Annotated in this window: 20 protein-coding genes; 14 read left to right on the forward strand and 6 right to left on the reverse strand. The window is 66.7% G+C overall.

The genetic code is table 11. The features are described 5' to 3' along the window. Entirely contained in the window at positions 1–696 is a 696-nt protein-coding gene (locus tag NGM06_RS01355) for a potassium channel family protein (RefSeq protein ID WP_254268585.1), read from the reverse strand. A gap of 82 nt (positions 697–778) precedes the next feature. On the opposite strand from NGM06_RS01355, the gene NGM06_RS01360 reads away from it, so the two are divergent. Then, positions 779–1009 carry an Lrp/AsnC ligand binding domain-containing protein gene (locus NGM06_RS01360; RefSeq protein ID WP_163520161.1) on the forward strand — a complete coding sequence of 77 codons (231 nt, stop codon included), beginning with the start codon at positions 779–781 and terminating at the stop codon, positions 1007–1009. A gap of 30 nt (positions 1010–1039) precedes the next feature. Here the strand turns inward: NGM06_RS01360 and NGM06_RS01365 are convergent, their stop codons facing one another. Then, positions 1040–2125: a thiamine pyrophosphate-dependent enzyme gene (locus NGM06_RS01365; protein ID WP_254268586.1), complete on the reverse strand. Its 1086-nt coding sequence runs from the start codon at positions 2123–2125 to the stop codon at positions 1040–1042. 142 nt (positions 2126–2267) lie between these two features. Between NGM06_RS01365 and NGM06_RS01370 the strand changes: the two genes are divergently transcribed. The 3 genes from NGM06_RS01370 (at position 2268) to NGM06_RS01380 (ending at position 4970) form a co-directional block, all read left to right on the forward strand. After that, positions 2268–2912: a bacterio-opsin activator domain-containing protein gene (locus tag NGM06_RS01370; protein ID WP_254268587.1), complete on the forward strand. Its 645-nt coding sequence runs from the start codon at positions 2268–2270 to the stop codon at positions 2910–2912. Between the two features lie 111 nt (positions 2913–3023). After that, positions 3024–3317, forward strand: coding sequence for a DdfA family disk-determining factor (ddfA, locus tag NGM06_RS01375; RefSeq protein ID WP_254268588.1), 294 nt, complete (start codon positions 3024–3026; stop codon positions 3315–3317). A 72-nt stretch (positions 3318–3389) separates the two neighbouring features. Continuing rightward, on the forward strand, positions 3390–4970 hold the full coding sequence (locus NGM06_RS01380) for an amidohydrolase (protein WP_254268589.1): 1581 nt from the start codon (positions 3390–3392) through the stop codon (positions 4968–4970). 42 nt (positions 4971–5012) lie between these two features. Here NGM06_RS01380 and NGM06_RS01385 read toward each other — a convergent pair whose 3' ends face one another. Continuing rightward, positions 5013–5345, reverse strand: a complete 333-nt coding sequence (locus tag NGM06_RS01385) for a hypothetical protein (RefSeq protein WP_254268590.1) — start codon at positions 5343–5345, stop codon at positions 5013–5015. A gap of 310 nt (positions 5346–5655) precedes the next feature. Here NGM06_RS01385 and nadA point away from each other — a divergent pair, with 310 nt between their 5' ends. Genes nadA through nadC form a run of 3 tightly spaced genes read left to right on the forward strand, consistent with a single transcriptional unit; the run spans position 5656 to position 9153 of the window. Beyond that, entirely contained in the window at positions 5656–6789 is a 1134-nt protein-coding gene (nadA, locus tag NGM06_RS01390) for a quinolinate synthase NadA (RefSeq protein WP_368410459.1), read from the forward strand. Further along, on the forward strand, positions 6786–8354 hold the full coding sequence (locus NGM06_RS01395) for an L-aspartate oxidase (RefSeq protein WP_254268592.1): 1569 nt from the start codon (positions 6786–6788) through the stop codon (positions 8352–8354). The genes nadA and NGM06_RS01395 overlap by 4 nt, the downstream gene beginning before the upstream one ends. Then, complete coding sequence (gene nadC / locus NGM06_RS01400; RefSeq protein ID WP_254268593.1) at positions 8335–9153, forward strand: carboxylating nicotinate-nucleotide diphosphorylase; 819 nt, start codon at positions 8335–8337, stop codon at positions 9151–9153. Before NGM06_RS01395 ends, nadC begins: the two co-directional genes overlap by 20 nt. A 240-nt stretch (positions 9154–9393) precedes the next feature. Here the strand turns inward: nadC and gpmI are convergent, their stop codons facing one another. Beyond that, complete coding sequence (gpmI, locus tag NGM06_RS01405) at positions 9394–11016, reverse strand: 2,3-bisphosphoglycerate-independent phosphoglycerate mutase (protein WP_254268594.1); 1623 nt, start codon at positions 11014–11016, stop codon at positions 9394–9396. 171 nt (positions 11017–11187) lie between these two features. Here gpmI and NGM06_RS01410 point away from each other — a divergent pair, with 171 nt between their 5' ends. After that, positions 11188–12570: an NAD(P)/FAD-dependent oxidoreductase gene (locus NGM06_RS01410; RefSeq protein ID WP_254268595.1), complete on the forward strand. Its 1383-nt coding sequence runs from the start codon at positions 11188–11190 to the stop codon at positions 12568–12570. A 102-nt stretch (positions 12571–12672) separates the two neighbouring features. Continuing rightward, a complete protein-coding gene (locus tag NGM06_RS01415) occupies positions 12673–13476 on the forward strand; it encodes a hypothetical protein (protein ID WP_254268596.1) in 804 nt (267 codons plus the stop codon). 90 nt (positions 13477–13566) lie between these two features. On the opposite strand, the gene NGM06_RS01420 is transcribed toward NGM06_RS01415, so the two are convergent. After that, a complete protein-coding gene (locus NGM06_RS01420) occupies positions 13567–14160 on the reverse strand; it encodes a DUF6149 family protein (RefSeq protein WP_254268597.1) in 594 nt (197 codons plus the stop codon). Between the two features lie 105 nt (positions 14161–14265). Here NGM06_RS01420 and NGM06_RS01425 point away from each other — a divergent pair, with 105 nt between their 5' ends. Next, complete coding sequence (locus NGM06_RS01425) at positions 14266–15507, forward strand: NAD(P)/FAD-dependent oxidoreductase (RefSeq protein ID WP_254268598.1); 1242 nt, start codon at positions 14266–14268, stop codon at positions 15505–15507. On the opposite strand, the gene NGM06_RS01430 is transcribed toward NGM06_RS01425, so the two are convergent. Beyond that, positions 15508–15792, reverse strand: a complete 285-nt coding sequence (locus tag NGM06_RS01430; RefSeq protein ID WP_254268599.1) for a hypothetical protein — start codon at positions 15790–15792, stop codon at positions 15508–15510. A gap of 106 nt (positions 15793–15898) precedes the next feature. Here NGM06_RS01430 and NGM06_RS01435 point away from each other — a divergent pair, with 106 nt between their 5' ends. The 4 genes from NGM06_RS01435 (at position 15899) to NGM06_RS01450 (ending at position 17718) form a co-directional block, all read left to right on the forward strand. After that, positions 15899–16135: a DUF7120 family protein gene (locus tag NGM06_RS01435; RefSeq protein ID WP_163520177.1), complete on the forward strand. Its 237-nt coding sequence runs from the start codon at positions 15899–15901 to the stop codon at positions 16133–16135. Between the two features lie 138 nt (positions 16136–16273). Then, positions 16274–16516, forward strand: coding sequence for a DUF7979 domain-containing protein (locus tag NGM06_RS01440; protein ID WP_254268600.1), 243 nt, complete (start codon positions 16274–16276; stop codon positions 16514–16516). 163 nt (positions 16517–16679) lie between these two features. After that, the gene (locus NGM06_RS01445; RefSeq protein WP_254268601.1) at positions 16680–17093 is read left to right on the forward strand and encodes a DUF7124 domain-containing protein; all 414 of its coding nucleotides are present in this window, start codon (positions 16680–16682) and stop codon (positions 17091–17093) included. 91 nt (positions 17094–17184) lie between these two features. After that, positions 17185–17718 carry a DUF5815 family protein gene (locus NGM06_RS01450; RefSeq protein WP_254268602.1) on the forward strand — a complete coding sequence of 178 codons (534 nt, stop codon included), beginning with the start codon at positions 17185–17187 and terminating at the stop codon, positions 17716–17718. The last annotated feature ends 53 nt before the right edge of the window (positions 17719–17771 follow it).

Here is a 17771-nt window from a genome sequence, read left to right on the forward strand (position 1 = left end):
TTAGCTCCCCCCCGTCATGGCTTCCGCGCTCGCTCTGCTGGCGTCGCCGACCAGAATCCGTCGCACGTCCTCTAACACGTCGAAGTCGGCCAGCACCGCCATCCGGTCGCCTGCCGCCAGCGAGTCGTCCGGGAGCGGAATCCCCATCGGTTCGTCGGCCTTGCCGAACGCCAGAATCCGCGAGTCGGCCGGAATCGAGAGTTCGCTGATGGAGTAGCCCTCGACCGGCGAGTCGTCGGTGATGGTGAGTTCCACGACCTGCAGGTTGTGAGCGATGTCGGCGATGGCGCGGATGTTCCCGCCGAGGAGCGCGTTCTTCGCGCCGATGGCCCCGAGTCGCTCGGGGTAGACCACCTCGTCCACGTCGCTGGCGAACTTCCGGTAGATGTCCTCGCGGTAGTCCTCGTCGATGCGCAGGACGGTCCGACAGCCGTAGTGCTTGGCGACCATGCACGCCGCGAAGTTGACGTTGAGGTCGCCCGTGAGCGCACCGACGGCGTCGGCGGACTCGACGTCGGCCCGGTTCAGCGTCTCCTCGCGGCCGCCGTCGCCCTTGACGACCTCGAAGTCGTCGTTGCGAGCGCGCTCGACCTTGTTGGCGTCGCGCTCGACCAGCGTGACCTCGTGGCCCTCCTCTCGCAGGACGCGGGCCGTGCGAAGTCCGACCCGCCCCGACCCAATGATAACGAATCGCATGGTAACGCTTACGCGGCACTACTTGAATAAGTTTTCTCCACCCCAAAGGTTTTTCTCGCATGGTACTATATCACACAGTGCGATGGTTCACGCGTTTATAATGGTGAAAACGGCCGCTGGACGCTCCGAGGACGTGTTAGAGGCGGTCCGAAAACTGGACCGCATCACGGAGGCACACATCGTCGCGGGGGAGTTCGACGTCATCGCGGAGGCCGACGCCGACGAGGTGTACGACGTACTTCACGCCGCCTCGTCGGACATCTCGGGGATGGACGGGGCCGCCGACACCAAGACGTACATGGCGCTCGACTGAGCGCCCGCAGTCGATTCTCCGGGAACGCCGTCAGTGGTCGATTTCCTGCACGTCGTGGTCGGCGAGGAACGAGTCCAGCCACGCCTTCTGCTCGCGGAGGTTCGGCGGGAGGTTCTCGTACACCCGGTCGAACACGTCGTGGGGGTCGCCGGGGTCGGCCGACTCCGCGGTCTCGACGGCCTCGTCGAGTTGCGCGTCCACCTCGTCTTCGACTTCCGCGACGAACTCGTCGTCGAGTACGTCCTGCTCGCGGAGGTACTCCTCGTAGCGTTCGAGGGGGTCGGCGGTCCGCCAGTCGGGCAACTCCCGGGCCGCATCCTCGTACTGGCTCGGGTCGTCGCTGGTCGTGTGGGCACCCTGCCGGTAGGTCAGACTCTCGACCAGCACGGGGTCGCCGTCGCGTGCCGAGTCGAGCGCGTCGGCGACCGTCTCTCGGACCGCGAGCGGGTCGTTGCCGTCCACCTGCACGCCCTCGAACCCGTAGGCGTCGGCCTTCTGGGCGATGGTGTCCGAGGCGGTCTGGCGCTCGCGGGGGAGACTGATTGCCCACTCGTTGTTCTCGCAGAAGAAGACGGTCGGCGCGTCGAACACGCCCGCGAAGTTCAGGCCCTCGTGGAAGTCGCCCTCGCTGGTCGCGCCGTCGCCGAAGTAGCAGAGGACGGCCGAATCGTCGCCAGCGCCCTCGTCGCCTGCGTCGTCTCCTTTGACGCGCTTCTCGTAGTTCATCGCCATGCCGACGCCCGCGGCGTGGGGAATCTGCGTGGCGATGGGGACCGCCTGCGGGAAGTTGGGCACGTCGTGGCCCGAGTGGAACTCGGGCATGCCCCGCCGGAACAGCAGGATGTCGCTCATCGGCACGTCGCGGGCTATCTGCATCGCGTTCGACCGGTAGGTCGGGAACAACCAGTCGTCGTCGGCCATCGCCAGCGCGGCCCCGACCTGCGAACCCTCCTGACCGCGGTAGGGCGGCCAACTGCTCATCCAACCCCTGCGCTGGAGCGCCAGCGCTCGCTCGTCGAACGCCCGCGCCCGGACCAGTTCGCGGTAGGTCGCTCGCGCGTCGTCGGCGGAGAACGGCGTCTCCGAGAGGTCGCGTTCACCGATGATACGGTTCATGCGCCGCGGTTTGACCGCCCGTCGCATAGTGGTTGCGGAACGAACGAGTCGAGTTCGGACTCGCCTCGTCGCCCGCAAACTCGGGGTCGGAAACCCCCGACACCGCAACGACCTTACTGGTCGGTGCCGAACACGAGTCGGCATGAGCGTCATCGTGGAGTTGTCCGTCCCCGTCGAGGAGTTCCCGCTCGGCCGGGCGCTCGCGGCGACGCCCGACATGGAGATCGAACTCGACAGAATCGTCCCGACGGGCGACGGTGTCTTGCCCTTCTTCTGGGTCTGGGGCGACGACGTGGCGACGTTCGTCTCGGAGTTGGAGGACGAGAGCGGTATCGACGAGGTCGCAGTGCTCGACCGGGTGAGCGACGGGGCGCTCGTTCGCGCGACGTGGACCGACGAACCGGGAATCGTCGAAGCCATCGTCGAGTCCGAGGCGACGCTGCTGGAGGTGGCCCGCCGCGACGGCGTCTGGAAGTTCCAACTCCGGTCGCCCGACCGGGAGGCGGTCGTGGGTATCCAGCGGTACGCCGCCGACAACGACATCGACCTCCGACTCGACTGGATTCACACGCTCACGGAGGTCGAGGCGGGCGACCAGTACGGCCTGACCGACGAGCAGCGCCGGACGATCGTCGCCGCCTTCGCGGCGGGGTACTTCGACGAACCCCGCGGGACGACACTCGAAGAACTCTCGGCGGAGTTCGACATCTCCCCGCGAGCGGTCTCGAAGCGAATGCGTCGCGGCCTTCGGAATCTGGTCGCGGCGACGCTCGTCGGCGAAGAGTAGTCCCTACTTAAAACCGTTCAGAAACGAACCGGACAGGGTACCTCCCCGGAGTCCGTCGTTCCAGTAACGAACTCTCGGGAGATCGACCTGCTCCGCGAGACCGAGTTATTCATGAGCGAGAACCAATCAGCGGCACGTCGCGGGACGGTACTGAATTACGAAGTGAACGAGGACGAACGGACGAGCGAAGGGGTCGTCGCGGCCGTGGCGGCGGCCGCCGGTGCCGACCCGGTGCAGATGGACCCGCTGGCGGCGACCATCGACCCGGACGCGCTGGACGCCCTGTTCGCGAACCACCACGACGGGACGCCTCGAAACGCCGGGCGCGCCCAGTTCTCCTTCTTCGGGTACGAGGTCGTCGTGAGCGGCGACGGGTCCGTTACGGTACTCGACCCGGCCCCGTAGTCGAACTCCGTCGTCGGCCACTCGGTCGCCGGTTCCCCAACGGTTATCGCCTCTCCGGCGCACGTCTCGGACATGACCGCGGCGGCAGACTACATCTTCACGAACGCGGAACTCCACACGCTCGGCGACCCGGACGAGGTCGCCGAGGCGGTGGCGGTTCGGGACGGCGAAATCGTACGAGTGGCCGACGCCTACGAGGTCGAATTCCTAGAGGGCGTCGAGACCGAGGTGGTGGACCTCGGCGGCCGAGTCCTCTTGCCGGGCTTCATCGACGCCCACACCCACCTCCAGCACCTCGGGCGCTCGCTGGTGTACGCCGACCTCGCCGAGGCCGACTCGCCCGCCGACTGCGTGGCCGCGCTCCGGGAGTCCGGGGACGACCGCGACGGACCGTCCGACGAGTGGGTTCTGGGGTTCGGCTACGACGAGAGCACGTGGGCGGAGTCGCGGTACCTCACTCGCGAGGACCTCGACCGCGTCTCCGAGGAGCGCCCGGTCGCGGCGTTCCGCGAGGACATGCACATCGCGGCGGTCAACTCGGTCGCGCTCGACCGACACGCCGCCGAGATGCCCGACGACGACGTGCAGACCGAGAGCGGCGACCCCACCGGCGTCATCGTGGAGGAGGCGGTGGACGTAATCTACGAGACCATCGAACCCGACGCCGAGGAGATGCGCGAACTGCTCGACGCCGCCCAGCGCGAGGCCCACCGGAAGGGCGTCACGGGCGTCCACGACATGGTCCGCCAGTCGCGCGCCCCGGCGGTCTACCGCCGGATGGAACTCGACGGTGACCTCGCGCTCCGGGTGCGACTCAACTACTGGTCGGACCACCTCGACGCGCTGGTGGAGACCGGTCTCCGGACCAACCACGGGAGCGAGTTCGTCCGGACCGGCGGCGTCAAGACCTTCACCGACGGGAGTTTCGGCGGGCGGACCGCGAAGCTCTCGGAACCCTACGCCGACGCCGCGGGCGCGGACGAAGACGGTACGAGCGACCCCGAGGACGCGACCGGCCAGTGGGTCGTCTCGCCCGAGGACCTCCGGGAACTCGTCGCCGAGGCCGACGGCGAGGGCTTCCAGTTGACCGCCCACGCCATCGGCGACGAGGCGGTCGAAGCAGTCCTCTCGGCCTACGAGGCGACCGGCGACCCGGCGGGTGCGCGCCACCGGATCGAACACGCCGAACTGACCGACGACGAGGACGTCGAGCGATTCGCCGAGACCGGGGTCGTCGCCTCGGTCCAGCCGAACTTCCTCAAGTGGGCGCGAGAGGGCGGTCTCTACGACGACCGACTCGGGGCCGAACGCCGCAAGCGGTCGAACCGTTACGCCGACCTGGTGGACGCCGGTGCGAACCTCGCGTTCGGGAGCGACTGCATGCCCTTGGACCCGCTGTTCGGCGTCCACCAGACGGTCAACGCACCCGAGGAGAGCCAGCGCCTCTCCGTGACGGAGGCGCTCCGCGCGTACACCCGCGGCGCGGCCTACGCCGGGTTCGACGAGGACCGACTCGGGACAGTCGAGGTCGGGAAGAAGGCGGACTTCACGGTGCTGGAGCGGTCGCCGTGGGACCACTCCGACGACATCGAGACCATCGACGTGGCGCTGACCGTGGTGGACGGCGACGTGGTGTACGACGGACGAGACTGAGTTCGGTCTCCGTCCGGGGCCGAGGCGGTACGGTGTGCTCGGTCACCGGTCTACGAGAGTCCGTTCACGCTCGTCCCGGTTCTCGTACATCGTCCGGTACTCGTCGATTATCTCGTCTACTTCTCCCTCCATCCTATCGCCGAGTCGCTGCATGATGGCGTCGGACGGCGCTTCGTCGCCGAGTTCGTCGAGGGCGCGGAGGGCGTTGATGGCGATGTCCGCCATCTCCTCGATGCATTCGTCCTCGTCCCAGTCGTCTGCGGCCATGTCTCGGATGTCGTTCTCGATGACGAACGTGACGTACTCGAAGCCGCCCTCCTGAAAGTCGTCCTCGTCACCCCACAGTTCGCGGATACGCGGGAGAACCTCGTTCATGTCTCCGGGGTTTCGTAGCAATTCAGTTACTGTTTTCGCTCCCGGGGCGGCGGGGGTGCGCGACGCTCGGAACTGCTCTCGCAGTGCGCCCTCGTTTTTGAATCCATGACTTTCACCCTCGATTGTTCCCCTTCCTTTTCCACTACACGGTGGTACATAGGAGTGATTTAAATTCAGTAGCGAGCTTCGTCGGCTTTCTCTTTGTACGGGGGCTATTCAGAGCTCTGTATCTGATTCACAGTGGTCGTATGAAGAGAAATTATTTTCAATACTGGCGGTCGAAGTCTGTGATAACCGCAGGTGGCTTACTGTGCCAAAAATGGAAACGGCGGACATCGAAACCGACCTGAGCCTCTTCAAATACGACAACCTCGAACAGTTGCCCGAAGCGTACCGGGAACTGGAGGAGGGTGAGCGACGGGACCGAATCGAGGCCGCGAAAGAGGAGTTGGGCGACGACCTCGTCGTCCTCGGCCACAACTACCAGCGCCGGGAAATCGTGGAACACGCCGACTTCGTCGGCGACTCCTACCAACTCAGCGTCGAGGCGGCCGAGGCCGACGCCGAGTACGTCGTCTTCGGGGGCGTGACGTTCATGGCCGAGTCCGCGGACATCATCACCGACGACGACCAGACCGTGATTCTGCCCTCGATGGAGGCGTCGTGTCCGATGGCCGGGATGGCCGAGGCCCTGCAGGTGGACGCCGCGTGGGCCGAAATCACCGAGGCCGCGCCCGACGCGGACATCGTACCCGTCACGTACATGAACTCCTACGCCGACCTGAAGGCGTTCTGCGCCGAGCAGGGCGGAGCGGTCTGCACCTCCTCGAACGCCCACGAGGTGTTCGAGTGGGCGTTCGAGCGCGGCGACAAGGTCCTGTTCCTCCCCGACAAGCACCTCGGCGAGAACACCGCCCATCGGTTGGGGATGGCCGAGTCCGTCGCCGAGTGGGACCCGTGGGACCCCGAGGGGAAGGACGCCGAGGAAGTCGCCCGGAGCGACATCATTCTCTGGGACGGCTACTGTCAGGTCCACGAGCGGTTCGGGACCGACCACGTCGAGCAGGTCCGCGCGGAGTACGACGACGCCAACGTCATCGTCCACCCCGAGTGCCGCCGAGAGGTCGTCGAGGCCGCCGACGCGGCCGGGAGCACCGCGACCATCTGCGAGACAGTCGCGGAAGCGGACCCCGGCGAGACGTGGGCTATCGGCACGGAGATTCACCTCACGAACCACCTCCAGCGGTGGCACCCCGAGGTGAACGTCGTCCCCCTCTGCGGGGAGGCGTGCATGGACTGCAACGCGATGCGCCAGATAGACCCCAACTACCTGACGTGGGTGCTGGAGGAACTGGTCGCGGGCCGCGAGCGCAACGTCATCGAGGTCGCGCCGCGGGAGGCCGAACTGGCGAACGTGGCGATGGAGCGCATGCTGGAGATATGACCGGGGAGACAGACACCGCGACGGAGACCGACGAACTCCACGCCCCTGCCGAATCCGACGTGCTCGTCGTCGGGAGCGGCGTCGCGGGTTGCTCGGCCGCGCTCGCGGCGGCCCGCGAGGGCGCGGACGTGCTGGTCGTGACGAAGGCGACTCGCCCCGAGGAGACGACCTCCCACTGGGCGCAGGGCGGCATCGCCACCGCCCGGAGCGACCCCGAGTCGTTCGCGCGCGACGTGCTGGCCGCCAGCGCCGACACCGCCGACCCCGAAGCGGTCGAGACGCTGGTCGAGGAGTCGCGCGACGCGGTCGAGGACGTGCTGGTCGAGAGCCTCGACGTGCCCTTCGACCGCGAGGGCGGGGAGTTGGACTACGGCCGGGAGGCCGCCCACTCCGAGGAGCGCATCCTCCACGTGGACGCCAGCACCGGTAAGCACGTCCTCGGCCCGTTCCTGAACTACCTCGACGACCGCGAGCGCGTGACGGTTCGGTCCGACACCGCCGCGCTCGACCTGCTCACCGACGAGGGCCGGGTTCACGGCGCAATCGTAGACGGAGACGGCGACGGAACCGACCCCGAACCCGTCTTCGCTGGCGCGACGGTCCTCGCCACGGGCGGCATCGGCGCGCTCTACGAGAACTCGACCAACCCCGAGACAGCGACCGGAGACGGCATCGCCATGGCCGCGCTCGCGGGGGCCGACGTCGAGGACATGGCCTACGTCCAGTTCCACCCGACGGCCTACTCGGGCGAGGACCCCTTCCTCGTCAGCGAGGCGGTCCGCGGGGAGGGCGCGGTTCTGCGGAACGCGGACGGCGGGCGGTTCATGCCCGACTACCACGAGGACGCCGAACTCGCGCCCCGCGACGTGGTCGCTCGCGCCGTCGCCGACGAACGCGAGGCGACCGGCGAGGTCCGACTGGACGTGAGTCCGCTCGACTTCGCCGAGGAGTTCCCGGACCTCGCGGCGAAGTGCGAGGACCGCGGCGTGGACTGGCGTCAGGGGATTCCGGTCGAACCGAGCGAACACTTCCTCTGCGGCGGTATCGCGGTGGACGACCGCGGCCGGACCGACCTCGACCGCCTGTTCGCCGTGGGCGAGTGCGCCCGCACCGGCGTCCACGGCGCGAACCGCCTCGCCTCCACGAGTCTGCTGGAGGGACTGGTCTGGGGCCTGCGCGCCGGGGAGACCGCGGCCGGGTTCGATGCGGAGCAGGTCGAAGCGCCCGACCCGCGCGACAGCGACCCCGACCTCCCCTCCGGGTTCGCCCGCGAGAAGTTCGTCCGACTCCGCCGGGTGATGGACGAGTACGTCGGCCTGCGCCGGACTCCCGAGGGTCTCCGACGGGCCACCGCGGTTCTCCGGCGACTCAAGGGCGAGGTGGACGCCTACACCCGGACCCGGACGAGTCGCAGTCTCTACGAACTCCGGAACGCCAGCGTGGTCGCCCTGCTGGTGGCCCGCGGAGCGACGGAGGCGGAACCAGTGGGGTGCCACGCACTGGAAGAGAGCGACGCCGACGATGGAGGCGACTACGAGGAGGTCGATGCCAGTGCGAGTGACTGACCGAAAAGTCGAGGCGTGGCTCCGGGAGGACGTGGGCCACCGCGACGTGACCAACCACGTCCCCGGCGAGACGACGGGGCGACTCGTCGCCAAGCAGTCGGGCGTCGCCGCCGGACTCGACGCCGCGACGGCCGTCTTCGACTACCTCGGCGTGGCGTGCGAGGCGACCGTCGCGGCGGGCGACCGAATCGAACCGGGCGACGCCCTCCTCGAAGTCGAGGGGGCCGCGGAGTCGGTCCTCCGGGGCGAACGCGTCGCGGTCAACGTCGCGGGCCACGCCTCGGGCGTCGCGACGAAGACCCGCCGGGCGGTCGATGCGGCCCGTGGAGTCGGCGACGACGTGGCGATTGCCGGGACCCGGAAGACCACGCCGGGCCTTCGCGGCGTCGAGAAGCGAGCGATTGCAGCGGGCGGCGGCGACACCCACCGACTTACGCTCTCGGGGATGGTGATGGTCAAGGACAACCACGTCGCCGAGATGGGACTGGAGGACGCGATTGCCCGCTTCCGCGCGGAGAAGTCGTTCGCGACTAAAATCGAGGTGGAGGTAGAGCGCCCGGCGGACGGGGTTCGGGCGGCAGAGGCAGGGGCCGACATCGTCCTGCTCGACAACATGTCTCCCGACGAGGTCCGAGAGAGCGTCGAGATGCTCTCGGACGGCGTGCTGGCGGAGGCCAGCGGCGGCATCGGAGTCGAGGACGTGCCGGAGTACGCAGCGACCGGCGTCGACGTGATTTCGATGGGGTCGCTGACCCACTCGGCCGACGCGCTCGACCTCTCGTTCCGGACCGGCGAATAGAACTACTCGGCGTCTTCGTCCGGACCGCGTAGTTCGGTCTCGGGTGCGTCGCCCGTCGAACGGTAGAGGTTGACGCCGAGACCGACGACGAACGCCAGCAGTCCGGTGACGACTATCCAGAGCAGGTTCGGATGCTCGAAACCGACGTGAAACGGCGAGAATATACCGAACTCTTCGAGGTCGGTGACCCAAATGCGTTCGGACTCCGACCGAGGGCTGTCGCGCCGCCGACGTGTTCGACTACTCCAACAGGGTCTCGCCGGTCATCGCTTCGGGTTGTTCTACGCCGACGAGCGACAGCAGCGTCGGGGCTACGTCACAGAGCGACCCGCCCTCTCGGACGTGCGTTCCACCGTCGTCGCCCTCGGGCGTCAGATAGACGAACGGAACCGGATTGTAGGTGTGGGCGGTGTGAGGGTCCTCGACGGTGCCCATGTCGTCGGCGTTGCCGTGGTCGGCCGTGACGAGAACGTGTCCGCCCGCGGCCTCGACGGCCTCGACGAGTCGCGCCAACTGGGCGTCCACGGCCTCGACCGCTTGCACCGCGGCGTCGAAGTCGCCGGTGTGGCCCACCATGTCGGGGTTCGCGTAGTTGAGGACCAGCACGTCCGGGTCGTCGCTCTCGATGGTGGCGATGGCGGTGTCGGTGACCTCCTCGGCGCTCATCTCCGGTTGCTGGTCGTAGGTCGGGACGTTGGGACTCTCCACGATTTCGCGCCGTTCGCCCTCGAACTCGACCTCGCGGCCCCCGTTTAGGAAGTAGGTGACGTGGGCGTACTTCTCGGACTCGGCGATGCGGAGCTGGGTGAGACCGCGGTCCGAGAGGACCTCGCCCAGCACGTCCTCGGGTCGGTGGGGCGGGAACGCCACCGGGAGGTCGAACTCCTCGTCGTACTGAGTCATCGTGGCAAGTCGAATCTTCGGAGGGTCTGTCTCGAAGACCCAGACCGGGTCGATATCTTCTCGCGGGCTTTGCCCGCTCGAATGGGTCGCGGAGCTTCGCTCCGCGTTCTCCGCGAGCATCCGCGTGAGTTGTCGCGCGCGGTCGGCCCTGAAGTTGAAGAACAGCGCCGCGTCTCCATCGTCCATCGCCGGGCCGCCTTCGACCAGCGTCGGTTCCACGAACTCGTCGGTCTCGCCGCGCTCGTAGCTCTGTTCGACCGCCTCGACCGCCGACTCCGCCGAGAACTCGGCGTCGCGGTTCACGATGGCCTCGTAGGCCCGCCGGGTGCGCTCCCAGTTCTGGTCGCGGTCCATCGCGTAGTAGCGGCCCGAGACGGTCGCCACCTCGCCGGTCCCCTCGCGGTCGATTACCTCCTGCAGGTCGCCGAGGAACTCAGCGCCGCTCTTCGGCGGGGTGTCCCGGCCGTCGGTGAACGCGTGCGTCACTGCGTCCACGCCGCGCTCGGCGGCGAGTTCGACGAGCGCGTAGAGGTGCTTCTGGTCGGAGTGGACTCCGCCTTCGCTCACCAGCCCCATGAAGTGGACCCGGCCGTCGTTCTCGTCGGCGTACTCGAACGCCGAGTCGATGGCGTCGTTCTCGCCCAACTCGCCGTTCGCGATGGCGTCGGAGATTCGGGTGTACTCCTGTCGGACCACCCGGCCCGCGCCGATGTTGAGGTGGCCCACCTCGCTGTTGCCCATCTGTCCCTCGGGCAGACCGACCCGCCGCCCCGTCACGTCGAGCGTGCCGTACGCGCCCGCGTCGGCGAGTTGGTCGAAGTTCGGCGTGTCGGCGGCTTCGATGGCGTTTCGTCCTCCCGACGAGTCCTGCGAGTCGGGGCTCGAAGCGCCGCCGGTGCTTCGGCGGCCGTCTTCGCTCCCTAACCCCCACCCGTCGAGGATTATCAACGCGGCCTTCATGGGCGAACGGAAGGCGTCTTGTCGTAACTACTCTTCGCTTGGCGAGAAATCGGCCGGTCGGGGCGTGAGTTCGGTCCGCCCGTCGTCGTCTCGGACTCGCGGCACGTGACAGGATACGGACAGCCGAGGCGTTCAACAAGACCTTTGGCCGACCGCGGCGAACGCTGTGGTATGAAAGGTGTCGTCGGTGGGGGAATCGCGGGTCTCGCGGCCGCCTACCGCCTCCAGCAACACGGTCACGACGTGCAGGTGTTCGAAGCCAGCGACCAGATCGGCGGTCTCGCCGCGGTGTACGAGACGGCGGGCGACCCGGTGGAGAAGTTCTACCACCACCTCTCGGCCTCCGAGGAGACCATCGTGGACCTCATCGAAGAACTGGGACTGGGCGAACGGTTGGAGTGGCCCATCGGGAAGAACGCCTACTACTGGGACGGAACGGTCTACCCCATGGACAAGCCGTGGGAGATTCTGGCCTACCCCCACATGAGCGTCTACGACAAGTTCCGCCTCGCGATGCTCACACAGGAGATAGACGTTCGCGGCGGGATTCCGAAGTTCGACACCTACGAGAACTTGGAGGACTTCGAGGACGTGCCTATCGAGGACTTCCTGCGGGAACACACCTCCAACGGCGTCTACGAGGGCTTTTTCGAACCGCTTCTCGACGCCAAGTTCGGCGACCGGAAGGACGACGTGAGCGCGGCGTGGCTACTCGGCCGCATCAAGTTCCGCGGCGAACGCGACCTGCTCCGGGGTGAACCGCTCGGTTACCTCGAAGGCGGGTTCGGGCAGTTGCTCGACGCGCTCGTGGAGGCGGTCGGCCGGGAGAACATCACCACGAACGCCCGCGTGGAGGAGGTCGGCATCGAGGACGGGGGCGTCGAGAGCGTGACCGTCGCGGTAGCGGAGGACGGGGCCGTGTCGGAGGGCGCGCAGGCGGAGGCCGCCGACGGCGGAATCACCACCGAGACCCACGAGGTGGACGACGTCGTCGTGGCGGCGATGCCCAACGTCCTCGAAGACCTCACAGGCTACCAGTGTGACATCGACTTCCAAGGTGCGGTCTGCGCGCTCGTGACGATGGACGAGGCGCTGACCGACACCTACTGGCTCAACGTCGCCCACGACGCGCCCTTCGGCGCGCTCATCGAACACACCAACTACATGCCGCCCGAGAACTACGGCGGCGACCACCTGCTGTACGTCGCCAGCTACATTCAGGACTACGAGGAGGACCTCTGGCAGATGGACGAGGGCGAAGTCGAGGACCTGTGGCTCGGCCACGTCGAGGAGATGTTCCCCGAGTGGGACCGCTCGCACGTGAAGGAGTTCCGCCTCGCCAAGAACCCCCGCGCCGCGCCCATCTACGAGCGGGGCTACCTCGACACGGTGATTCCCTACGACCTCTCGGACGACATCGCCGAAGGTATCTACTACGCCGGGATGGCGAGTCGCGCGCAGTACCCCGAGCGGAGCCTGAACGGCGGTATCGTGGCGGGCTACGAGTGCGCCGACCGCATCGCGGGCCGGAAGGAAGTCGTCCGGCCCGAGTAGCGCCTCTCTCGGAGTCGGAATCGGCCGAGCGGAACCGCCACACCGCCGAAACGGCCCAGAATACTTTTCCGCGATTTTCCCGTATCCTCACTGGGGAGAACCATGAGTAGTATTCTGTCACGAGAGTCGCAGGAAGGGGGAACGAAACGAACCGGCCGTAGCGGGAGTCGCTCGCTGATGGACGCGTTCGAACTGAAGATGGAAGCGCCAGACACCGGACGCTCGTCCGGGTCGGGCGGGAACGGCACGGTCGGCCCGTACCTGGTCGTGGACCTCCGTGCGTTACTCGGTCGGATAACCGGGAGCGGCGGCGGCAGCAGCGCGATGGCAGGGACCGTCGAGAATGCCGCAGAGGAGACGCTCGAAACGGCGGCGAAAGACGCGGTGAAGAAGACCGTCGGAGGTAGCGGTGGCAGCGGAAGCAAAAGTAGCGGAGGCGGAAGGAGTGGCAAAAGCGGGAAGAGTAGCGGCGGTGGCGGAAGCGGTGTCCTCACGAAACTGTTCCTCGTCGGGGCAGTCGTGGGCCTCGGCTACGTGCTGCGAAAGCGGTCGGGGTCGGTCGGGAAGGCCGTCACCAAAGCGACCGACCGCGCCCGCGAGGTCGCCGACGAAACCGAGATGCGCTCGGGCGAGGTGGCACAGCGGACCGAGTCGGCCACCGGGGAAGCGGCCGACCGGATCCAGGAGACCGGCGAGACGGTCGCCGACGAGGCCGCCGACCGAGTGCGCGAGACCGGGGAGATGGCCGCCGACAGCGTTCAGGAGGGCGGCGAGAAGGCGTCCGAAGAAATCGAGGGTGCCGCCGAGACCGCCGAGGAGAAGGCAGAGGGTTCCTCGGGAGGGGAATCGTCGGGCGAGTCGAGCGACGGCGGCGAGAATCAGGGGAGCGAACAGAGCGGGCAGTGACGGTCGTCCCGTCCCGGTAATCGACGCGAACTCGGATTTTTACCGACCCGACCGCGCCTCGGTCAGAGACACCCGTCCGAGTAGCGTCGGTTACGCCTCGGCGTCCTCGTCGCTGACGCCCGGCGCGTCCGTGACGTTCACGTCCGCGGGTTCGTCCTGACCGCCGACGTGGACGTTACCCTCCTCGTCCTCGACGTACACGTCGTCGGCGAACCCGCCTTCGGCGTAGGGATGCTCGGGTTCCTCCAACTTCTCGGGCGTCGAGGGCGCGGCCGGGAGACCGGCGGGCGGTCCGAACTCTCCGAGCGGGTCGTCGATGGAGATGCCGTGGCGCTCGAAGAAGGTCTCGTAGCGGTCGTAGTGGTCGCCGAGTTCGTCCACGGGGAACTCCATCATCTCGGTCCACCCGTGGTTGTAGAAGTCGAAGTTGGCCTGCACGTGGGTTATCTCGCGGGCCTCGGCCTCGGGTGCGCCCTGCTGGAGCGCCGCGAGGTAGGTGTCCATCGTCGCCTCGAAGAAGGCGTCGAGGTGTTCCCGGCGCTCCTCGCGGTGGTCGGGGTCGGCCTTCTCCATGAAGATGCGCGTGTGGAGGTCCACGAGTTTGTTCTTCACGAGGTCCGAGACCACCGGTAGTTCCAGCGCCTTCCGGGACGCGAAGTGGCGGACGTTCTGTTTTATCTTCATCGTGAGGCGATTAGGACGCGACGCCCAAAAGCCCGTCCGTTCGTGAATCGCTCCCACGATTTGCAGATAGCAACCCACTTTAACCCCGAAGATGAAGTTCCGGTTATGAGCGAGTCGTACGTGATAATCGGTGACGGGGTTGCGGGCAGTTCCGCCGCGGAGACCATCCGTGAGGAGGACCCGGAAGCCGACGTATCCGTCATCACAGACGAAGGTGAGGCGCTGTACAACCGCATCCTCATCAAAGAGTTCGCCAAAGGAAAGCTCCCCGAAGCGCCAATCTCCATCCACGAAGAGGAGTGGTACGCCGAGCGAGACATCGACCTCGAACTCAACACGTTCGTCACGGACGTAGACCCGGACGCTCACGAGGTTCACACCTACGATAGCGGTACGTTCGAGTACGACAAACTGCTCGTCGCCACGGGTGGCACGCCGACTCAGCTTCCGGTGGACAACAGCGACGCCGAGGGCATCCACCACTTCTGGACGTTCCAGGACGCCCGCAAGATTCAGCAGCACGCGGACGAGGCCGACACCGGCGTCGTCGTCGGCGCGGGCCTGCTCGGCATCGACCTCGCGGCGGTCTGTGCGGCACAGGGCGTCGATGCGAAGTACATCATGCGGGGCAACCGCTGGTGGCGCTACGGCCTGAGCCTCGACGGCGCGGAGATCATCCACGACGCGCTCGAGGAGAAAGGCGTCGAACCGGTCTTCGAAAGCGGCGTCGAAGGCTTCGAGACCGACGACGACGGTCGCGTCGTCTCGACCATCGACGCGAACGGCGAGGAGTACGAGAGCGACTTCGTTGGCGTCGCCATCGGCCTGAACTTCAACACGGAGTACCTGCAGGGCACGGGCATCGAGGAGGACAGCGGCATCGTCGTCGACGAGTACATGCAGACCAACGTCGAGGACATCTACGCGGCCGGTGACATCACCCGGTACTACGACACCATCCTCGACCAGTACGCGCAGAACGGGTCGTGGGGCAGTGCGAAAGAGCAGGGCCAGATCGCCGCGAAGAACATGGTCGCCGACGGCGAGGAAGAGGAGTTCCGCTGGGTCTCCTCGTACTCCATCACCCACTTCGACTTCCCGTTCCTCAGTTTCGGCTTCCCGACGCTGGGCGACGACGAGTGCGAGCGCAAGTACAGCGACACCGAGTGGCGTCGCCTCGCGTTCAAGGACGGCAAACTCGTCGGCGGCGTCCTCATCGGCGACATCGCGCCGCAGGGTCGGTACAAGGACCTCATCCGGAAGGAGGTCGAGGTCGCCGACCAGAAGGAGGTTCTGCTGGAGCAGGACTTCGACCCCGACGAACTGGCGATTCCGCAGGAACAGTAGTCACCGCGCGAACCACGAGTCGTCCGGAATCTCGTACCCCTCTCTGTCGCAGATGTCACGCCCGAGCGACCGCACCGACTGTTCCTGCGGGAGCGTCTCGGACTTGCGTATCGACCGCTTCAGGTCGTCCGCGAATCGGTCCACCGCCGACTCGCCGCCGAGCGCGCGCATGGCCTCCAACGCCTCTCGGTACTCGTGGTCCTCGGGCGAGGGCCCCGAGCGCTCGTCGAGTTCCTCGTCCGCGAGTGCGGCGATACGCCGGAGATGAGTGTCTACGCTCGCCATGCGTCGCCAGACGTTCCGGACGCCCAAATCACTGGTCGCCGCGCGGTATCGGAAGAGACGGGACAGTCCCCAACGTTGTTGTAGGTGGAACCGTTACCCGACGTACATGCCCCAACTCGAAATCGCCCTGTCGGACGACGTGGACATGCAGATCGACCAACTGGTCTCTCAGGAGGAGTTCGTGGACCGCCAGGAGGCCCTCGAGGAGATACTCTCGCTCGGCATCAAGGAGTACCAGACCACGATGGAGACCGACACCCGCGACGAGATGGAGTTCGCCGACGAGATGATGGAGACCACCGAGCGCTCGCTGGGCGACGAAGACGACGCCTATCGCTTCTGACTCTCCGTTTCGCCGTTCTCTTTAGACCGATTCGTTTCTGATGCTCGCGTCCGGGAGGTACATCTATCGACGGTGTCGGTTGGTTCCGCTCGCCAGAAGGTTTAAGATACACCGAGACATTTGGTACCGTGTAGCATAATGTCCTCGAACACGACTTCCGGAGCGGAGGGTGACGGGCGAACCCTTCACCTCCGTCCGACGACGACCGTCCCGTCCGGCGCGCCCGTCCGACACTTCGACGAGTTACCCGAGACCGCCAAGCAGTTCGTCGCCGAGTACGACGACCGAACGACCGTTACGGTGACGCCCGAACTCGCCACCGAGTTCGCGGACGAACCGGTAGTCGTGTTCTCCGAGTATCTGCGGGTCGAACTCGCCTGAGTCCCGACCGCGTCGGATTTCGGTCTCGCCCGCGCCAGACCTCACTCGATAGTGGCCAGCGGCGGCGACGCAGGGCGACTCCGGACCGAACGCGCCGACTCCGATTCGAGGTCGTTGATTCCGGACCGAAGGCGTTTTGCCCGCCACGGGCCGAGAGAAGGATATGAACGGAAGCGGCGAGATGACTCTCGCCTTCGAACTCTCGGCGCTGGAGGAGTTGGCCGAACCCGGCACGGTGTTCGACGACGCACGCAGGTGGAGCAAGTACGTCGGCGTCGTCTCGGACAAACCCACCTACGTCGTGACCAACTTCACCCGGAAGAACCGCATCCGACAGGACTTCTTCTCCGGCCCGAAGGGGAAAGGCGAGAGCCTCGAGAGCGTCCGCGAGCAGTTCGACACCGACCGCCACGTCTTCGTCGGGACGACCGACGGGGACCGGGACCTCGCCGAGGACCACGAGTGGGAGTTCCTCGACGTGAGCGAGGCCGCCGAGGCCGCCGACTGGCAACTCGCCGACGAGACCGACGACGAAAGTGACGCGGTCGAAGAGGACCAGCGCGACGACTGGCCCTGAATCGGCGACGGTCTCGGGAGTAAACGCCGAGTGCGGGTTACCGGTAGCGGTAGTCGCGGCCTTTAAACACCCGAGCGCCTAAGCGCCTCGTATGGCAGAACCGCGCGTTCCGGGCGGTCGGGGGGCCGAAATCGACCTCCCCTGTGGTGAGTCAGTGCACGTTCACGACCTCGACATGGGCATGCGCGAGTACGAGTGCGCGTGCGGCGAGAATCACGCTGTCGTGACCGACGTACACCCGCCGTCCCGGTTCGTCCCCGAGTTCCTCGTGGACGTCCTCCGGGCGACTATCGACACCGACGACGATTTGGGCGAGTTCGGTACGCCCCACGTCATGGGCGTCGTGCTGGAGGAGTTTCCCGAGGAGGTCGTCAGCGAGAACGTCGAGGAGGACCAAGACGTGGGCTACACGCTCGTGTGGCTGACAGAGTTCGACTCGCGTCGCCTCCACGAAATCGTGGTCGAACTCCTCGTGGAACTGATGGAACACGCCGTCAGTCACGCCGACGACGACAGCGCGATGGCCCAGTTCGAGGACGACATGCTGGACTTCGACGTGACGGAGTTCGTCGAACAGTACCGGCGCGAACGCGACTTCTCCGGGCCGCACGACCAAGCGGTCTGAGGTCGGTCGCCCCGGTTCCTATCGGATTTCTCAACTCCCGAATAATCGTCTGA

It is taken from the genome of Halorussus aquaticus (assembly GCF_024218795.1).
Taxonomy (GTDB): Archaea; Halobacteriota; Halobacteria; order Halobacteriales; family Haladaptataceae; genus Halorussus; species Halorussus aquaticus.